This is a genomic window from Bacillus paramobilis (assembly GCF_038096195.1).
GTDB lineage: Bacteria > Bacillota > Bacilli > Bacillales > Bacillaceae_G > Bacillus_A > Bacillus_A mobilis.
Map to the genome: position 1 here is coordinate 2,607,155 of NZ_CP151108.1, position 18,925 is coordinate 2,626,079.

Consider the following 18,925-nt stretch of genomic DNA (forward strand, 5'->3'; position numbering starts at 1 on the left):
CAAAAATTGCCGAATTGAAAGAATGAATTTTCGGAATATAAATCCTGTATTTCCTTTTTTTGTGATATTATATATGGAAAGGTTGGTGATGGAAATGTATACAACAAATAATACACAATATTCATGGGTTGGAAATAAGAAGATGTGTTTAGACGAAGTTTCAGTAAAAAAATATGGTGATATCGTACTCGGTACATATGGCGGGAATATAAGTGCCGGAGCAAAAAAGAATGAAGATGGTGCGTTAGTTTGGTCGAATGGTGATTGGGAATTTGCAGCTATTTTAGATGGACATAATAGTGCGGAAAGTGTTGATTTAGTAGTAAATACAATCCAAAAAGAATATGAAAATATAAAAGTAATAATGAATGAATCGATTGATACAGTATTTCGATCTGTTGAAAATCATATACTTACAATTTTTCAATCCTCTTCATTTAAAGAAAAATGCCAAAGAATTAAAGGTGAAACAGCTTGCTTAATATGTGTAAGAAAAGAAAATTATATATGGTGGTTATCTATTGGTGATTGCCTCATTTATGTATTTCATGAAGAGTTACATAATTTAGGACAATATGTATTAAATCAACGTCATTTTTACGAATGGATTGGAAATGTAAACACATTTCATTTACCAGTTCCTTGCTATTCAACAGGAATTCGTGAATTACGTACTGGAAAGAACCGAATTGTAATGGTTACAGATGGAGTATTAGAATGCGGGGAACGTCATTATGAAACACCATTGAATCTATATAATGATATGAATAGAAATAAGATAGAACTTCACGAAAGTGTACATTATGTATTAGAACATGTTCATCATCAATTCGGACGAGATAGTGCGACAATTATTAGTTGGGACGTTGAAAACAAAGAGAATGCTACATATCCGAGTAATCAGCCGGGTAAAAAGTAAAGGAAGAGACATCACTGTTTTTAGTTAAAGGGATTTTATTAGTAATATGGATCATATTTGTAGTTATTTTGGAAAAAGTAGTGAGGAAAAAATTAAATATACCGAAACAAATAGACTGGAATAGAAAATATGTAAACAACTCTCATAAATGGGGTACTAGGGTTCTTATCATTTCTTATATAATTGTTACGATGATATGTGCCACTTTAAATCCCATTTATATTAGTAATTTACCCATATTATTTTTAATAACTTTATACTGCTTTCAATCATATATGGAGTGGAAATATGATAAAGAATCGAGGGAATATGTCATTTCTTTAGGAACAGTTCCATTATTAATAATAACAGGAATTATGTTTAATCTCTTCTTTTATAGTTATTGGATTTAATCATATGTGGAATGAATGGGGAGACAAAATGAAAATACCTAAATTACGTGCTGAAGTAATAATTTTAAATGAATATCATTCTAAAGTACTTGTACAATGTGATTTAAGTGAAACATTTTATCGTTTTCCAGGCGGTTCTATTGAATTTGGTGAAACAGCAAAAGAAGCAATAATGCGAGAATTAATGGAAGAATACGATTTGAAGATTGATGTTCAAGAATTAGCAGTTATAAATGAGGATATTTTTGAGTGGAACAACGAAAAAGGACATCATTGCACATTGATACATAGGGGTACTGTTCAAGAGAGAATTATAAAGGAAATAAGACATAAAGAATATGAAGATATTATATTAACTTGGAAAAGTATAAATGAATTAATGGAGAAGCCCACATATCCTGAAGGGATTATAAGCTATTTAGAAGAGGATAACAGTAATATAGTCCACTTTATTTCTAAAAATAAATAAAGTAATAGGAGGGGAACAACAATGAGTACCTCTACAATCTTGATTATTATTATTGGACTGGCTATAGGTGGTTACTTTTTAGAACAGTTTTTAAGAAGAAAGTTGAAAGTGGAAAAAAGAGGATTATTTGGATATAAGCATGTGAATAGTTTACATGTAAAATTGGAAATAGGGCTTATTATTATTTATGTAATAGGTAGTTGTTATTATATGTTTGAATTTGAAAACTCTAAAATGGCTTATGTTATGTTCGCTTATTTAGGAATATCATTGACTTTAAGAGCATGGATGGAATGGAAGTATGATAGAGAATCAAAAGAATATAAACTTTCTATAACGGGAATGGTTGCATTTATATTGATGCTCTCAATACTAGTTTATTTCGTTCCACCTGCTGCATAATAAGGTGATTATTGATGGTACAAATCAAGAGTTAACTAATAAATAAGAAACCATTTAGTAGTAAATGGTTTCTTATTTAAATTTATCATTTATTTTAGCTAAAATGGATGTAACGAAATTTGTTTTATCTTCAGCATATCGATGTTTATCATTAGGATTAGCTTGTGAAAGTAGAATCTTTAACTGTTCATACTGTATACGAGAAGTTTTGTTGTCAATTAAGTAATCTCTGAATTGTAATTGTTCTATTAAATATGTATTGCCTTGTTCATACATATGAATTTGATGAGTTCGTGGATCTCCTTTATTAAAATAATATCGTTCAGGCAGTACATCTTTTCTGTATTAATAGTTTAGCAGTTCTAATTTATTAATACATTTTAAACCGTCCTTATACTCATTTAGTTCGATTGCAATATCAATAACTGGCTTTGCACTTAGATGTGGAATAGAGGTACTACCAATATGGTGTATCGCTAAAATATGTTCGCCAATTTGTTCCTCAATGAATTGTTTCTCTTTTATAAACTCAATTTCCCATTCTTCAGTCCACGGAACTAAAAATACTTTTCCATACGGTAAACCTAACATTTAATTAGCACCTCTTTCAAAATGGTTTTCAAAAAGTCTATTACATTTTCTTAAAGCTTCTTAACACAAGGTATTCCCACAATCTCCATGGAAGAATCTTCTTCGCAAAAATCATAAATTTTACACCTTTTCCAATCGGATATCGTAATTTCGTACGCTTCGATTCAGCAATTTCTACGATTTTATTAGAAACATCTATCGGATTACCAAATGTATCACTGCCGCTATTAATATGTTTTTGTATTTTATCCATATATTCATTGTAAGGAGAAGTAGTTTCAGATTGGTTTGTAGCTAGTTGTTTGCCTACTTCCCAAATATTTGTGTTATAAGAACCTGGTTCCACTAAAACAACATCTATTCCGAACGGTTTTACTTCTAAACGAAGGGATTCACTCCAGCCTTCTAACGCATATTTTGAAGAAACGTAAGGGGATAGACCAGGGAATCCAACTTGACCACTAATGCTGCTTATATTAATGATTTTCCCACTTTTTTGTATTCTCATATAAGGTAAAACAAGCTGAGTGATTGATATAGCCCCAAAAAGATTCGTTTCAAATTGTTTACGGTATTCCTCTACCGGAATCTCTTCTACAAAGCCCCCATGTGCATATCCTGCGTTATTAATCAGTAGGTCTACTTTGTTTATTTCTTTTAAATATAATTGAAAGTTATGTATTGAGTTTTGATCGGTTACATCTAATTGTTGAACTGTTATGTTTTTCTGCAAGTTGAGTTGAGTAGCTTGAGAAATTAAGTTCACTTGTTTTTCAAGGTTTCGCATTGTAGCTATGACTAAATAGTCTTTTTTCGCAAGCTCAAGTGTTGTTAAAAGACCGAAACCGCTTGAAGCCCCGGTTATAACTGCGATTTTTTTATCCATTTTCCGCCAGCTTTCTTTTTCTTTTATCATAACGAGTTATGAAAAGAAAATCTATTACTCTTACATTCGTTTTGAGAGCAATACCGTTAATTCTATTTTAAAAGAGGGAATCATACGGACTCAGCGTATATAAAGAAGTGAGTATGAATACGTTAATGAAATGAGGGAATAAAAATGGCCCATGTGAAAGATGTTTTAGCAGATCAATTATTAGCGAATGCAAACGACCCCAGTTGGTATATTCCATTTTCAGATGCAGTGAAAGATCTATCTGAGAGAGAAGCTTTCTGGAAACCGAATGAAGAGAGTAATAGTATAGCTGAAATCGTACAACATTTACTGTATTGGAACTCTACGTGGCAAACTAGGTATAAAGAATCAAATGTGAATGCAGTACCCGCTATAGGAGATAATAACAAAAGTTTTATGCTTTCAGATAATCAATCTTTCGATGAGTTAAGAGAAAAACTACTAGAGAAACTGTTACAATGGCAAAAGCTTATAGATGAAGAGAAGGTTGAAAATGATGTAGTTGGATTTCCTGTTTCTGCAAAGTGGTGGGAAATATTAGCGAATGTAACGACTCATAATGCTTATCATATTGGTCAAATTATTTACATTCGAAAATTACAGAAAAGTTTTGATAATGAATAAGATCATAATTCTCAAATTAGGTGAACAAAAGTGGACAAAACGAGACACCTGTCTCATTTTGTCCACTTTTTTATTGTGAAAGAAAAGAGAAAATCTATTAAATCAAGGATTAGAATTTGGCACAGTACTTGCAATATAAAAGATGAACAAGAAAATAGGAGGGCTGAACATGTTAAAAACAACTGAAAGTAAAGGGAATGAAATTACGAAAGAACAAGCTCGTTGGATGTATGAAAAAATGTTAGAAATTCGTAAGTTTGAAGATAAGGTACATGAATTGTTCGCGCAAGGCGTTTTGCCAGGTTTCGTTCATTTATACGCAGGTGAAGAAGCGGTAGCGGTTGGTGTATGTGCCCACTTAACAGATAGTGACAGTATTACAAGTACGCATAGAGGACATGGGCATTGTATCGCAAAAGGCTGTGACTTAAATGGGATGATGGCTGAACTTTTTGGGAAAGTGACAGGGTTATGTAAAGGTAAAGGCGGTTCCATGCATATTGCCGATTTAAATAAAGGAATGCTTGGTGCAAATGGGATTGTAGGCGGAGGTTTTCCACTTGCTTGCGGTTCAGCATTAACAGCTAAATATAAAGGAACGAAAGATGTGAGTGTTTGTTTCTTCGGTGACGGAGCAAATAATGAAGGGACATTCCATGAAGGGGTTAATTTAGCGGCGATTTGGAAGTTACCAGTTATTTTTATTGCAGAAAATAACGGTTACGGTGAAGCAACAACATTTGAATATGCTTCAAGTTGTGATTCCATTGCCGATCGGGCGAAAGCTTATAATATTCCAGGTGTTCAAGTAGATGGAAAAGATTTACTTGCAGTATATAAAGCAGCTGAAGAAGCGGTGGAGCGCGCACGTAATGGCGGTGGTCCAACAATAATTGAATGTATGACATATCGCAATTATGGTCATTTCGAAGGTGAAGCGCAAACATATAAAACTTCAGAAGAAAAAGAAGAACATTTAAATGAAAAAGATGCGATTGTGAATTTCCGTAAGCATTTAATTCATGAAGCTTTATTAACTGAATCTGAACTTGTGGATATGGAAAAGGCAGTAGATGAAGCAGTACAAAAATCAATTGAATTTAGTGAAAATAGTCCATATCCAGAGGATGAAGAATTATTAAAAGATGTATACGTTTCTTACAAATAAGAGGAGGGTGAAAAATAATGACTAGAACAGTAAGTATGTCAACTGCAATCAATGAAGCGATGAAAATATCAATGCGTCGTGATGAAAATGTAATTTTAATCGGAGAAGACGTTGCAGGCGGTGCACAAGTGGATCACTTGCAAGATGATGAAGCTTGGGGCGGTGTACTCGGCGTTACGAAAGGGCTTGTACAAGAATTTGGTCGGAATCGTATTTTAGATACTCCAATTTCTGAAGCAGGTTATATGGGAGCAGCAATGGCAGCTGCGGCAACGGGATTACGTCCGATTGCTGAATTAATGTTTAATGATTTTATTGGAAGCTGTCTTGATCAAGTATTAAACCAAGGTGCAAAATTCCGTTATATGTTCGGTGGTAAAGCGAAAGTGCCAGTTACAGTACGTACGATGCATGGTGCTGGTTTTAGTGCAGCGGCACAGCATTCACAAAGTTTATACGCTTTATTTACGAGCATTCCAGGTATTAAAGTTGTCGTTCCTTCCACTCCATATGACGCAAAAGGCTTATTATTAGCAGCAATTGAAGATGACGATCCAGTAATCTTCTTTGAAGATAAAACACTTTACAATATGAAAGGCGAAGTACCAGAAGGGTACTATACAATTCCTTTAGGAAAAGCAGATATTAAACGCGAAGGTTCTGATGTAACAATCGTCGCAATTGGAAAACAAGTTCATACAGCACTTGCAGCTGCTGAGCAATTATCGAAAAAGGGACTTGAAGTAGAAGTAATCGATCCACGTTCTTTATCACCACTGGATGAAGATACGATTTTAGCATCTGTTGAAAAAACAAATCGCCTAATTGTTATTGACGAAGCAAATCCAAGATGTAGTATCGCAACAGATATTGCAGCAATAGTAGCGGATAAAGGATTCGATATGTTAGATGCACCTATTAAACGAATTACAGCACCACATACACCAGTTCCGTTCTCTCCACCACTTGAAAAGTTGTATTTACCAACGCCGGAGAAAGTAATTGAAACTGTATCAGAAATGATTGGAGACCAATCTTTATTACATGTGTAATGAAACGATGAGAAGGGAGCGATAACCATGGCTGTAGAAGTTGTAATGCCGAAGTTAGGTATGGCGATGAAAGAAGGTATTATTACGAGCTGGAATGTTAAAACAGGCGATAATGTGGCTAAAGGTGAACTAATTGCTAGTATTAACTCGGAAAAAATCGAAACGGAAATAGAGGCACCAGCTGATGGAACTGTTCTTGATATAGCTGTAAGTGAAGATGAGGGAGTTCCACCTGGCACTGTAATTTGCTATATCGGTAAGCAGAATGAAAAAGTAGAAGTCCATGAAAGTACAAATGTTGTAGAAGAAAAAATACCTAATTTAGAATCTAAAAATGTACAACATCCAGAACCATATGCGAAAGAAGTAGCAAAACAAAGAATCAAAATTTCACCTGTAGCGAAGAAAATTGCAAAGTCTGAAAATCTAGATATCAAGACATTAGTTGGTACAGGTCCTGGCGGAAGAATTACAAAGGTAGATGTGTTAAAGGTGCTTGAAGAAAGAGTGACGATTCCAGAAATATTTGAACAAGAAGAAAGTAAAGTAATTCCGGTGACTGGTATGCGAAAAGCAATCGCAAACCGTATGCATGCAAGCTTACAAAATAGTGCGCAATTAACATTAACGATGAAAGTAGATGTGACAGATTTACTTGCTTTACATAAAGACATAGCGGAAGTTGTACAAAAACGATACGATAACAATCTAACCATTACAGATTTCGTTTCTCGTGCTGTTGTATTAGCGCTTAGAGAGCATAAAGAAATGAATAGCGCTTATATAGATGATGCAATTCATCAATTTGAACATGTTCATTTAGGTATGGCAGTCGCGTTAGAAAAAGGATTAGTTGTTCCGGCTATACGCTTTGCTAATAATCTATCTGTAGTAGAGTTATCTAAAGAGATTAAGAATGTGGCACAAAAGGCACGAGCAGGCAGTTTAAGTAGTGATGATATGCAAGGGACAACATTTACAATTAGTAATTTAGGTAGCTTTGGGATTGAATATTTTACGCCAGTATTAAATACGCCGGAAACTGGTATTTTAGGTGTAGGTGCAATTGAACATGTTCCACTATATAAAGGAAAGAAAATAAAAAAAGGGAGTATGTTACCTTTAAGTTTAACATTCGATCATCGTGTATTAGATGGTGCACCAGCAGCTGCATTTTTACGCACAATTAAACGTTATTTAGAAGAACCTGTAACAATTCTTTTATAAAGAGAAGGTGAGAGAATGAGTAAATTAGTTGTTATTGGAGGCGGACCTGCTGGGTATGTAGCAGCAATTACCGCGGCTCAAAATGGGAAAGATGTCATTCTAATTGATGAAGAAAATCTTGGCGGGACTTGTTTAAATGTTGGTTGCATGCCTACAAAATCTTTGTTAGAAAGTGCAGAAGTGCATGACATTGTGAGAAAAGCGAACTATTATGGAATTGCTCTTAACGAAGGAAGTATTTTAGTTGATTGGAAGCAAATACAGGTGCGGAAATCACAAATCGTAACGCAACTCGTGCAAGGAATTCAATATTTAATGAAGAAAAATAAAATACAAGTTATACAAGGTAAAGCGAGATTTGAAACGGATCACCGAGTGAGAGTTGCACATGGTGATAAAGAAACCGTAGTAGATGGAGAGCAATTCATTATAGCCGCAGGTTCAGAACCAACTGAATTACCTTTTGCTCCATTTGATGGGAAGTGGATTTTAAATAGTAGCCATGCAATGTCCCTAGAAAATATACCGAAATCATTACTAATCGTTGGAGGTGGTGTAATAGGGTGCGAGTTTGCAAGTATTTATAGTCGTCTTGGAACAAAAGTTACGATTGTTGAAATGGCACCGCAATTATTACCTGGTGAAGATGAAGATATCGCACATATTTTAAGAGAGAAACTAGAAAATGATGGTGTAGAAATATTTATAGAAGCAGCTTTAAAAGGATTAAATAATTATAAGAAGCAAGCTTCATTTGAATATGAAGGAAATATCCAAGAAGCCAATCCGGAATATGTACTTGTTTCTGTCGGCCGAAAACCACGTGTACAAGGATTAGATTTAGAAAAAGCAGGCATTCAATTTTCAAATAAAGGGATTGCTGTGAATGAACATATGCAAACAAATGTATCACATATTTACGCAGCAGGTGATGTGATTGGTGGAATCCAGCTTGCTCACGTTGCTTTCCATGAAGGAACGACAGCAGCATTACATGCGAGTGGAGAAGATGTGAAAGTTAACTATCATGCAGTACCTCGATGTATATACACATCCCCAGAAATCGCAAGTGTAGGTTTAAATGAAAAAGATGCAAGAGAGCAGTACGGTGACATACAAATTGGTGAATTTCCTTTTACAGCGAACGGAAAAGCGCTTATTATTGGAGAACAAACGGGGAAAGTAAAAGTTATTGTGGAACCTAAATATCAAGAAATTATAGGGATTTCAATTATCGGTCCTCGTGCAACCGAACTGATCGGACAAGGAACCGTAATGCTTCATACAGAAGTTACCGCTGATATAATGAGAGATTATATTGCAGCGCATCCAACTTTATCTGAAGCGATTCATGAAGCATTATTGCAAGCGATAGGACATGCTGTACATGCTTAAATGAAAATATAATAAACCACTATTCTCTAAATGAATAAGAGAATAGTGGTTTGGATTTTTACAGAAAAAATTGAATATCCTATTATTTTTTTACGTCAATCGCTGAAGTAATATCGTTCCAATCAGCAGCTAAATTAGCAGTTTTACCGTACCAATCAGCATGTTTAAATACAACACCTTTTCCATATCCCTGTGTAGAAGTATGCTCCCAAAGTGTCGTTGAATAACTTGCTGAAGGCGATGCTGTACTTACAGAAGAAATTCTGTCATTCCAGCTAGAAGGCAAGTTTTTAAAACCGCTGCTCCAGTAAATATATTGGCCACCTTTATCTTTATGTTCATAAAAATCAGTACTACCAGCACCGCTACCTAAAGGATTAATTTTATTTTTAAGTGCTTTTTTATCCTTTTCAATATAAGCATCTAATGTTTCACGGCTAGTAAAACCATAAGCTAGCCAATCTCCATTTTCATTTTGCTCAGGTAACACCATAGTAATTTGGATGTCTTTTTTCTCCTGATCACTTAATTTTGCAAAGGAAGTAACATTCTGTTCATCAACTTTTAAATAATCAAATGATTTAATTACATTACTTTTTTCTTCAGCACTTGCTACTCCTAGTCCGCCAGTTAATGCAAATCCCGCTACTAATGTCCCTGCTACTAATTTCTTCAACATATAACCATCCCTTTTTGTTTAGATTTTTGTACAGGTGAATCTTTGTACTAGTAAAATGTATTCTAATTATTGATTGTTGTAAATATTCTGAAGTTTTAGAAATAAAAGGCGGAATATTTACAGTTTTGCATTTATTCTTTAGAAAAAATAGTTATTGGAATGATATAATAAATAGATATATCGCTTTTGTTGGATGTTAAAATGTTTTAGGAGGAAAGCCATTGAAGTATTTCAATAAAGATTGGTATAAAGAAATACAAATTATAGAATTTATAAGTTATATAGAGTCTATAAAAGAATGGTCAGAAATGGATATACAAAGTTTAATTGAGGAAATAAAGGAAAGGAAAACAGATTTATTAAAATTCCTTCCTGAATCCATACATCCATTTATTCATAGCAACACAATTAATTCAGAATATCCTTCTAGTGAATTGAAAAAACTTATGAAAGAATGGATAGGGGATTGTGAGAAAAGAAGGGCTCATTTAGATCGATTCTATTTAGATCACTTCCATTCAATTAAGAAAAAACTCCCAACAAATGTTATTCAGTTACATGAATACTTACTACATGACAGTGTAGTCAAATCAGTAGAGAGAAGATCAAACGATACGCTAATTATTATTTTAGATTGCAGTGGTACTTTCAGTGAATTTGATAGACTGCAAGTAACTTTTACAGGTGTAACGAAATGTTCTATTCCGGAAAATTTTGAAGGTGCTTGGTGGTTATGTCATGAAATAACTCTTATTGAAGAAGGTTTTGAATTGGGTATTTTATTTGATTGCCCATTTGAAGAAGTTACGATTTGTGCAAAAGACGTATTGCTTGAGTTAGGTAACTAGTAAATTTTATCACTTTACAAACAAAAAAACAGTCTTATAAGACTGTTTTTTATTTAGATGCTAAATTATCAAGTTTCCAATAAGTATCTGTTAACGGCGCAGCTTTGCTATCTATGTATAAATACATGGTATTTAAATCTTTTGGAGAAGCTTTCATATTAAATACAATGTCGGTAGTTAAAGAAAACTCAGAAGGAACCTTTTTAGCATTTTCATTTTGTATTACTTCACCTTCGTATTTTTCACCCGTTTTTTCATCTTTTATGAAATATTTTATTTCTGAAAGATCTATCGTTTGTCCGTCAGTACGAGCATTATTTATCGTAACTCGAGCTGTGAGACGCCACTCTTTGTCTATTTTTTCGAATTTAGCATTTTCAACAGTTGCTCTATAGTATTCATTTTTATATATTTCCCCATAGTGCATTGCATCCTTTTCAAGAGCGCTCTTTTCTTGTTTCGGTGTAGTATTCCCATTACATCCTGCCATTAGTCCTGTAAATAATAATGCTGTACAAGTTACTTTAATTATAGATTTCATAATAATTCCTTTCTGCGTTAAAAAGTAAAGCATAGGAATAATTTTACATCAATAGGAAGGGAAATGGAAGTATATTTATGTAATATATAGATGTACATTTATTTTAGTTGTCAAGTTAATGGGATAGAAAGTGGGAGTAAACGGTATAAAACTGAATAAATAAGAATTGAAAATATTGTAATACAGAAAAAGCATGCATATAATTAAAATAAAGATGAAATTTCAGAATCTTCAATGACGGTGGTGGGTACATGTTTACTGAAGAGCGTAGAGAGAAAATTTTAGAGTTACTTAAGAAAGAGGGAAGAGTAATCGCTAAGGATCTTGCGGAAAGTTTCGATATGTCTATTGATTCGATAAGAAGAGATTTATCTATTATGGAGAAGGACGGCCTATTAAAAAGAACACATGGAGGTGCAATCGAACTTACGCGAGTGAGAAACTTAGCTGCCGAACCAACGAAACGTTATCGTGATAGTTCAATAGAGGAAGATACGATTGCGAAAGTTGCTGTATCCTACATACAAGAAGGCGATTCCGTTTTTATTGGCGGGGCTTCTATTCATTATGCCATGTTAAAATGCTTACCTGAAATGTCATTTACAGTGATTACGAATTCTTTAGAAATTGCTAGTAAGTTACGGGATTATAAGAATGTAGATACATACTTAATTGGTGGAAAGGTGAAACCATCAGGAAATATGACAGATACACTTGCCTCTGAAATGATCAGTAGATTATCAATTGATATTTATTTCTCTACAGGTGGTGGTATTTCATTGAATGGTATAAGTAATACAACGCCGGAAGATGTTTATTTTGGAAAAGCAGTAAGTAAAATTGCGCGAAGAAACATTTGTTTAGCTCCTCATACGAAACTCGGAATAGACTGCTTTGTAAAAGGAGAGTCAATGAGTGAGATTAACCTTATAATAACAGATGAAGAGGCTAGTAAAGAAACGATTCAACAATTTGAGAAACAAGGTAAAGAAATTGTAATAGCATTAATAGACTGACTACATTTAAAAGGAGTTTCAAATGATTATAAAAGGACAAGAGTTTCATATAAATGGATTAACTTATACAATTCGTTCTGCAGCTGAAACAGATGCGGAGCAGTTATCAGAAATTAGAGTTCAGATCGATGGTGAAACTGAAAATATGGATAGAGAAGCTGGAGAGGGATTTATAGATAAGGTAGGTTTTCAAAAAATAATAAAAACAGATAGTGAAGAGATAAAGAATCTGTTTTTAGTTGCAGAAGTGCACAACCAAATCGTAGGATTTTCAAGATGTGAAGGATCAAATTTGAAGAGATTATCCCATAAGGTAGAATTTGGTGTTTGTATTTTAAGAGAGTTTTGGGGATATGGAATAGGTAAGAGTCTATTGCAACAATCTATTCATTGGGCTAATGAAAATGAGATTAAAAAGATATCATTACAAGTCTTAGAGACAAATGAAAAAGCCATTCAACTATATAAAAAATTAGGTTTTGAAGTAGAAGGTATTTTGAAACATGATAAAAGACTATCGGATGGGAAGTATTATAATACGGTTGTAATGGGAAGTTTCATAAAAGAGGTGTAGTGGGATGTTTTACAGAAGAAAGTACTATTTAGTAAAGAATGAATTTGTAGAAATATTTAATGAGCATTTTACTAATACGAACTTACCCAATCAATTAAAGCATGGTTCCAGGCTAATAGGACGCTGGATGAAAGATAATAATGATGGTACAACTGAAATATTCGCCATATGGGAATATGGTAGTTATAAACAGTATAAAGACATTGAATCGAAAATTAGAAGCGACGAGATGCATGTTAAAAGAATACATGATTGGTATGAAAAACATGGTGGAAGAGAATCTGTTTTTCAGAAGTACATAATAGAGTTAAAAAATGAAGAGTTAGCATGTACTGTAAAGTGATAGAGGAGTGAGAGATTATGAGAATTAAAACAAAATTATATTTTAGTTTAGCGTCTACCATTTTATTTGCAATAACGTTCATAGTTTTCTTTATAAATGATACTCCACAAAAGTGGTTTTGGTTATGTATTTTCTTTGCGTCCATTATACAAAATATAGTTCTACTAAAAAAGAATAAAGAAGCGCATTAAGATATTCAAATTATTAACATTTTTGTGTCGTCTTTCTAGTTTTATTGAAAACGCTTTTATTCAGTTTTATAATAAAACTATGTTTTTACAGATCTCCAAAACAATGAATAGGGAGATGATACAATGTTAGCTTCACCGTTTTACTTACATACATGGAAAAAGTTTGTTGATGAAGGTGTCCTTGATTCGAATCGTATGAACGAAAGAATTTCAGAGTCATGGCATCGATGTAAACAAGCAAATGTGAATCCTCATATGAATAAAGGTCAGAAAATTTTGTCTTCTGATATTTTTCAGGATCAAAAGAAAAAGAGTGAAATCTTCCTTGATATAGCAATACCTCAAATACAAAATATGAGAAAAACCATTGATGAACTGCAAATGATGGCATTATTAATCGATCCAGACGGTTACGTTCTATCGCTAAGTGGAAATAAACAAACGTTAAAACGAGCGAAACATATTAACTTCATTGAAGGTGTGAAATGGACGGAAGCAGCTGTTGGTACAAATGCGATAGGAACCGCGTTACAGATTGAAGAGGCTATTATGATAAGTGGTACAGAGCATTATTCTGTCGCATCTCATAGCTGGAGTTGTGCGGCCGCTCCCATTCATAATGATGATGGGAAATTAATTGGAGTTCTAGATTTCTCCTGTCCAATTGAATTTTCACATCCATATATGCTTGGAATGGTAACCTCGATTGCACATGCAATTGAACGTGAATGTAGTATTCGAGTGCATCAAAATGAACTGCATTTAATCCATCGTTTTTTAGATGTAATTGACAGTGATGAACAAGTTGTCATTTGTAATCATCGAGATGTTATCGTTTCTGCAAGTAAGAAGGTTCGAGAACGAGTTTCTAATTGGTCACGAATGAAACTTGAAGATTTAAGGCAAAATGGATTGAAACCTAAGTTAGAGGTGCCAGTATATAGTAATGATAGAATGATTGGGAAATGTATTTATGTAAAGGAAAATAAACAAGGAAATTTATTTTCAACTGCCCCATTTATTAGTGGAATTACTTTCCCAGGAGTTATTGGGACAAGCAATGCATTTCAACATACTTTAGAAGAAATTAAGCTTGTATCTCCAACTGACGCTAGTGTATATGTTTGTGGTGAAACAGGTGTAGGGAAAGAATATGTAGCGAGAGCGATTCATGAAAATAGTCCAAGAAAAAATGGCCCTTTTATAGCTGTTAACTGTGGTTCATTACCGAAAGAATTAATGGAAAGTGAATTATTCGGTTATGCTGAAGGTGCGTTTACAGGTGCGCGGCGCCAAGGGTATAAAGGGAAATTCGAACAAGCAGACGGAGGGACAATATTTTTAGATGAAATTGGTGAAGTACCGCCAGAGATGCAAGTCGCATTATTACGTGTTTTACAAGAACGAACAGTAACCCCAATTGGCAGTTCAAAAGAAGTACCGTTAAGTATTCGTATTATTACTGCAACACATAAAGATTTACTGCGATTAGTTGAAGAAGGCAAGTTCCGTCAAGATTTATACTATCGTTTACATGTTTATCCACTATATGTTCCGTCGTTAATAGAAAGAAAAGAAGATATTCCGTACTTCATACAAGATTTTTGTAGACGAAAGAATTGGAATGTGGTATTTCCAACGAGCATTTTTAATCAATTTTTACAGCATACATGGTCCGGAAATATTCGAGAGTTATTAAATGTGTTAGAACGTATTTACATTTTGTCGCAAGGACGGGAAATATGCGAAAAGCAAATCTCTTTTTTATTACAAACTATGATGGGAAATCAACATCAACTTGCATTACAAGTAGAAAATATAACAAAGCATACATTCAATCTCCGTGAGAAAATACAGCGTGATAGTATGATTGAAGCGCTAGAAAAGACGAATGGAAATGTTTCATTAGCTGCCAAACTGTTAGATGTACCTCGAAGTACATTTTATAAACGAATGCAAAAATATAAGTTATAAAGTAGATTTTTGTAATCTACTTTTTCTTTGTGGGCTCATGTTCTGTCGGAATGTGCGCTTACCGGGGAAATAATAGAATAGTTAGAAATTAATTTCCGGGAGGGGGACTTATGTGAAGTATATTGAAATTGGCATCGGAAATAGGTGGTTCGTTCGAACAGAAACTGAAAATACAGATGGAACTGAATTTGAAGAACGTGGAATTATAAAACCAATTTACTTTGAGTCTTTATATGTACGAATTTGGTTTCGGAAAACGTGTTTAATTTTTGATACGAAAGAAGGATTTAAAAAAGTTAAAAAGAGGAGGATTGAATATAAATTTATAGTCGGGATTGTAAGTAGAATGAATAAAGAAAAGGTGTGCTAACATACGCAGTTATATTGGCTAGGAAATTCTTTGGAATTATATCAAATTCATAAAAAGTAATTTTGTAAATATATATTGTTAATAAAGCCGCTAAGGAAACTTAGCGGCTTCTTTTTAAAGAGGAGGGATCTACGCATGAATAGGATCTTAACGATTTTACTTGCAATTATTGTAATGGGATTTTCCATTTATAGTTGGAATGATGCTTCGGAACAGAGTATGCTAATTTTGCAATTATTATTAGGTTTTATGCTTGCTGGTATGGGGATACAAAACATTAAGAAAGATGAAAAAGAGAATAAGAATATGGGACTGTTGCTTTTACTTACATCGCTAATTTGTATCATTGTATCGGTAATAAAATATTTAAAATAACCTGTTACTTAATATGTTGAGTAACAGGTTATTTTTTTGAAGTTTGCTCATTAAAAATTTTAATAGCTGTTTGATACATCTTTCTATCAATACAAAATCTTTCTGTCATCCAATAAGCGAGTTCAGAAGAGGTAAGGTTATGTTTTCTTTTCTTACCTTACCTTGGAAATATCGTTTTAAAACATTATCATTAAATGATAGAAATTCGTTTACTAGTTTTTCTGACAACATATTTTTTTCCTTTCTATATAGAAGTTAGCATTAAAAATATTATACAATTAATATCAGAAAATACAGTTATTTATTAATGGAGTGTGAGAGATTTATATGTCTATGTCGCTATATTATAAAAAAATCCGGGAGAAATTAGGCCATGAACTAATTTTTGTGCCGAGTGTAGCTGCTGTTATAAAAAATAGGCAAGGAGATATTTTGTTTCAATATCCTGGCGGGGAATACTGGAGTTTGCCAGCTGGAGCAATTGAACTTGGAGAAACTCCAGAAGAAGCAATAGTTCGGGAAGTTTGGGAAGAAACAGGATTGAAAGTGCAAGTGAAAAAACAAAAAGGAGTATTTGGAGGTGAAGAGTATCGTCATACATATCCGAATGGTGATGAAGTAGAATATATTGTTGTTGTGTTTGAGTGTGAAGTTACTAGTGGCGAGCTAAAATCGATAGATAGTGAATCTTTAAAACTACAATATTTCTCTTTATCTGAAAAGCCACCTTTAGCGTTACCATACCCAGATAAAATATTTTTATAGATGTAAAATAGCACACCTTATTTATTGAAGGTGTGCTATTTATATAACCCCGTCGTATACATTTCCGTCAATGTATGTACTATCTCTTCTAACTCTAATTTTTTATCATTTTTCACAATCGTCCAAAGAAACATCTCATTCATCGCGAACCAAGCACGGGCTACAATTTCTTTATTTAATTCAGTCTGTGCTAATTCACTTTCTTGAGAGTACGTAATATCCTGCGTAATATTGTTTATAAAGCGTTCCTGTATCTCGTCCCATTTTTGACGTATCTCTTTTGATAATCCGATTGCTTCTTGTACAACTTGCAATATAGCTCGTTCTTTCTCTGCTAATTGTAGAAATGCTCTAACTTGATTTTGAATCATGCTACGTGCTTCTTCTTTTGTTTGAGGCGAAAAGGAGCGCTCAGCAATATCATAAAATTGATTCATAACATCTTCCATTAAAACAATGAGGAGATCATCTTTATTTTTAAAGTATACATATGCGGTGCCATAACCAGTTTCTGCATGTTTAATAATTTGTGTAATTGTCGTTTTTTGAAATCCGTTATGTATAAAAATCGTGTAACCAGCGTGTAATAGTTTCTTCTTTGTTTCTAAGGAGCGGTGTTTTCTTGATGAAAGAGTATTGTTTTTCAAAGAATCACCTCTTTATACTGAAATATCTGAAAATATAACTGTATTGTAAAAGAAATGTATATATAAAGTCAACTGACATAATATCATTGACGTTATATCAACTAAGGTGATATATTTCAATTAGTTAGAATAAAAAGAAAATTAAGAGAAGGTGACACCATGTATAAAGAACCATTTCAATCAACTTATGAATATGCGCTTGAATGTGATAAACATGATGAACTGAAAGATTTTCAAACTGAATTCTATAAAAAAGAAGGAACAATATATTTAGATGGAAACTCATTAGGACTACTTTCAAAAAGAGCAGAGAAATCGTTACTCACTTTGCTAAATTCATGGAAAGAGTATGGCATTGACGGCTGGACAGAGGGTGAGCATCCGTGGTTTTTCCTCTCGGAGAAATTAGGTGAGTTGACTGCACCTCTTATTGGAGCTTTACCAGAAGAAACTATTATAACCGGTTCCACGACTACAAATATTCATCAAGTAATTGCGACATTTTATGAGCCAAAAGGAATACGTACAAAAATTCTTGCGGATGAATTAACATTCCCGTCAGATATATATGCACTTCAAAGTCAAATTCGTTTAAAAGGATTAGATCCAGATGAGCATTTAGTACGAGTGAAGAGCTGTGATGGTAGAACACTTTCAGAAGATGATATTATTCACGCAATGACAGATGATATCGCGTTAATTTTATTGCCTTCTGTACTATATAGAAGCGGACAAATTCTTGATATGAAACGTTTAACAGCGGAAGCGCATAAGCGTGGTATTCATATCGGATTCGATTTATGTCATTCAATCGGTTCTATTCCGCATTATTTCAAAGAATGGGATGTTGATTTCGCTATTTGGTGTAATTATAAATATTTAAATGCAGGACCTGGTGGTGTTGCGGGGCTTTATGTAAATAAAAAGCATTTTAATAGACTTCCAGGATTATCAGGTTGGTTTAGTTCTAGAAAAGATAAGCAGTTTGATATGGAACATACATTAACAGCTGCTGATCATGCAGGTGCTTATCAAATTGGTACACCGCACGTATTAAGTACTGCACCGTTAATCGGTTCTCTTGAAATATTTAAAGATGCTGGAATAGAACGTTTACGTGAAAAATCGCTACATATTACAAGATACATGCTTAATTTAATTAATCATGAATTAAAAGATTTCGCATTTACAATTGGCAATCCATTAGAGGATGAAAAACGAGGCGGCCACATTTATTTAGAGCATGCTGAAGCAGCACGCATTTGTAAAGCGCTAAAAGCAAATGGGGTTATTCCTGATTTTCGTGCACCTAATGGAGTAAGACTTGCGCCGGTTGCTTTATATAACACATACGAAGAAGTGTGGCATTCTGTTCAAATTTTAAAGAAAATCATGAAAGATGAAGAATATAAGCAGTTTGAAAATAAGCGAGAGGTTGTGGCATAAG

22 protein-coding genes and 1 pseudogene are annotated in these 18,925 nt (G+C 33.6%); 18 read left to right on the forward strand and 5 right to left on the reverse strand.

Annotated features, from left to right (window positions below; genetic code table 11):
* Nucleotides 1-94 precede the first annotated feature (94 nt).
* The 4 genes from AABL52_RS13495 (at nt 95) to AABL52_RS13510 (ending at nt 2,182) form a co-directional block, all read left to right on the forward strand.
* Nucleotides 95-919 (forward strand): PP2C family serine/threonine-protein phosphatase, encoded by an 825-nt coding sequence (locus AABL52_RS13495; protein ID WP_341519651.1) that lies wholly within the window; start codon nt 95-97, stop codon nt 917-919.
* Nucleotides 920-999: 80 nt separating this feature from the next.
* Nucleotides 1,000-1,311, forward strand: a complete 312-nt coding sequence (locus tag AABL52_RS13500) for a DUF4181 domain-containing protein (RefSeq protein WP_232289208.1) — start codon at nt 1,000-1,002, stop codon at nt 1,309-1,311.
* A gap of 28 nt (nt 1,312-1,339) precedes the next feature.
* Nucleotides 1,340-1,780: an NUDIX domain-containing protein gene (locus AABL52_RS13505; protein ID WP_341519721.1), complete on the forward strand. Its 441-nt coding sequence runs from the start codon at nt 1,340-1,342 to the stop codon at nt 1,778-1,780.
* Between the two features lie 21 nt (nt 1,781-1,801).
* Nucleotides 1,802-2,182, forward strand: coding sequence for a DUF4181 domain-containing protein (locus AABL52_RS13510; protein ID WP_341519652.1), 381 nt, complete (start codon nt 1,802-1,804; stop codon nt 2,180-2,182).
* Between the two features lie 72 nt (nt 2,183-2,254).
* Here the strand turns inward: AABL52_RS13510 and AABL52_RS13515 are convergent.
* Both AABL52_RS13515 and AABL52_RS13520 read right to left on the reverse strand, forming a co-directional pair.
* Nucleotides 2,255-2,773, reverse strand: a pseudogene (locus AABL52_RS13515) (GrpB family protein).
* A 40-nt stretch (nt 2,774-2,813) separates the two neighbouring features.
* Nucleotides 2,814-3,659: an oxidoreductase gene (locus AABL52_RS13520; protein WP_033656354.1), complete on the reverse strand. Its 846-nt coding sequence runs from the start codon at nt 3,657-3,659 to the stop codon at nt 2,814-2,816.
* A gap of 174 nt (nt 3,660-3,833) precedes the next feature.
* On the opposite strand from AABL52_RS13520, the gene AABL52_RS13525 reads away from it, so the two are divergent.
* The 5 genes from AABL52_RS13525 to lpdA all read left to right on the forward strand — a co-directional run bounded on the left by AABL52_RS13525 (nt 3,834) and on the right by lpdA (nt 9,155).
* On the forward strand, nt 3,834-4,313 hold the full coding sequence (locus tag AABL52_RS13525; RefSeq protein ID WP_000951601.1) for a DinB family protein: 480 nt from the start codon (nt 3,834-3,836) through the stop codon (nt 4,311-4,313).
* Between the two features lie 169 nt (nt 4,314-4,482).
* Nucleotides 4,483-5,481: an acetoin:2,6-dichlorophenolindophenol oxidoreductase subunit alpha gene (gene acoA, locus AABL52_RS13530; RefSeq protein WP_000921294.1), complete on the forward strand. Its 999-nt coding sequence runs from the start codon at nt 4,483-4,485 to the stop codon at nt 5,479-5,481.
* A gap of 17 nt (nt 5,482-5,498) precedes the next feature.
* The gene (gene acoB, locus AABL52_RS13535; protein ID WP_000198895.1) at nt 5,499-6,533 is read left to right on the forward strand and encodes an acetoin:2,6-dichlorophenolindophenol oxidoreductase subunit beta; all 1,035 of its coding nucleotides are present in this window, start codon (nt 5,499-5,501) and stop codon (nt 6,531-6,533) included.
* A gap of 27 nt (nt 6,534-6,560) precedes the next feature.
* Nucleotides 6,561-7,760 carry a dihydrolipoamide acetyltransferase family protein gene (locus AABL52_RS13540; protein WP_341519653.1) on the forward strand — a complete coding sequence of 400 codons (1,200 nt, stop codon included), beginning with the start codon at nt 6,561-6,563 and terminating at the stop codon, nt 7,758-7,760.
* A gap of 15 nt (nt 7,761-7,775) precedes the next feature.
* Nucleotides 7,776-9,155, forward strand: coding sequence for a dihydrolipoyl dehydrogenase (gene lpdA / locus AABL52_RS13545; protein ID WP_341519654.1), 1,380 nt, complete (start codon nt 7,776-7,778; stop codon nt 9,153-9,155).
* 82 nt (nt 9,156-9,237) lie between these two features.
* Here the strand turns inward: lpdA and AABL52_RS13550 are convergent, their stop codons facing one another.
* Nucleotides 9,238-9,834, reverse strand: coding sequence for a hypothetical protein (locus tag AABL52_RS13550; RefSeq protein WP_000914461.1), 597 nt, complete (start codon nt 9,832-9,834; stop codon nt 9,238-9,240).
* Nucleotides 9,835-10,055: 221 nt separating this feature from the next.
* On the opposite strand from AABL52_RS13550, the gene AABL52_RS13555 reads away from it, so the two are divergent.
* Complete coding sequence (locus tag AABL52_RS13555; RefSeq protein WP_341519655.1) at nt 10,056-10,682, forward strand: DUF4085 family protein; 627 nt, start codon at nt 10,056-10,058, stop codon at nt 10,680-10,682.
* A 49-nt stretch (nt 10,683-10,731) separates the two neighbouring features.
* Here the strand turns inward: AABL52_RS13555 and AABL52_RS13560 are convergent, their stop codons facing one another.
* Entirely contained in the window at nt 10,732-11,223 is a 492-nt protein-coding gene (locus tag AABL52_RS13560) for a hypothetical protein (protein WP_341519656.1), read from the reverse strand.
* 251 nt (nt 11,224-11,474) lie between these two features.
* Here AABL52_RS13560 and AABL52_RS13565 point away from each other — a divergent pair, with 251 nt between their 5' ends.
* The 7 genes from AABL52_RS13565 (at nt 11,475) to AABL52_RS13595 (ending at nt 16,831) form a co-directional block, all read left to right on the forward strand.
* The gene (locus AABL52_RS13565) at nt 11,475-12,239 is read left to right on the forward strand and encodes a DeoR/GlpR family DNA-binding transcription regulator (RefSeq protein WP_341519657.1); all 765 of its coding nucleotides are present in this window, start codon (nt 11,475-11,477) and stop codon (nt 12,237-12,239) included.
* A 22-nt stretch (nt 12,240-12,261) separates the two neighbouring features.
* Nucleotides 12,262-12,813: a GNAT family N-acetyltransferase gene (locus AABL52_RS13570; RefSeq protein WP_341519658.1), complete on the forward strand. Its 552-nt coding sequence runs from the start codon at nt 12,262-12,264 to the stop codon at nt 12,811-12,813.
* 4 nt (nt 12,814-12,817) lie between these two features.
* Nucleotides 12,818-13,156 (forward strand): NIPSNAP family protein, encoded by a 339-nt coding sequence (locus AABL52_RS13575; RefSeq protein WP_341519659.1) that lies wholly within the window; start codon nt 12,818-12,820, stop codon nt 13,154-13,156.
* A gap of 314 nt (nt 13,157-13,470) precedes the next feature.
* Nucleotides 13,471-15,321 carry a sigma-54-dependent Fis family transcriptional regulator gene (locus AABL52_RS13580; protein WP_341519660.1) on the forward strand — a complete coding sequence of 617 codons (1,851 nt, stop codon included), beginning with the start codon at nt 13,471-13,473 and terminating at the stop codon, nt 15,319-15,321.
* Nucleotides 15,322-15,433: 112 nt separating this feature from the next.
* Nucleotides 15,434-15,691 carry a DUF3977 family protein gene (locus AABL52_RS13585; protein ID WP_087956147.1) on the forward strand — a complete coding sequence of 86 codons (258 nt, stop codon included), beginning with the start codon at nt 15,434-15,436 and terminating at the stop codon, nt 15,689-15,691.
* Between the two features lie 135 nt (nt 15,692-15,826).
* A complete protein-coding gene (locus AABL52_RS13590) occupies nt 15,827-16,066 on the forward strand; it encodes a DUF3953 domain-containing protein (RefSeq protein WP_341519661.1) in 240 nt (79 codons plus the stop codon).
* Between the two features lie 327 nt (nt 16,067-16,393).
* The gene (locus AABL52_RS13595) at nt 16,394-16,831 is read left to right on the forward strand and encodes an NUDIX hydrolase (protein WP_033656069.1); all 438 of its coding nucleotides are present in this window, start codon (nt 16,394-16,396) and stop codon (nt 16,829-16,831) included.
* Between the two features lie 35 nt (nt 16,832-16,866).
* On the opposite strand, the gene AABL52_RS13600 is transcribed toward AABL52_RS13595, so the two are convergent.
* The gene (locus AABL52_RS13600; protein WP_098145581.1) at nt 16,867-17,478 is read right to left on the reverse strand and encodes a TetR/AcrR family transcriptional regulator; all 612 of its coding nucleotides are present in this window, start codon (nt 17,476-17,478) and stop codon (nt 16,867-16,869) included.
* 159 nt (nt 17,479-17,637) lie between these two features.
* Between AABL52_RS13600 and kynU the strand changes: the two genes are divergently transcribed.
* Nucleotides 17,638-18,924: a kynureninase gene (kynU, locus tag AABL52_RS13605; RefSeq protein WP_341519662.1), complete on the forward strand. Its 1,287-nt coding sequence runs from the start codon at nt 17,638-17,640 to the stop codon at nt 18,922-18,924.
* The last annotated feature ends 1 nt before the right edge of the window (nt 18,925 follow it).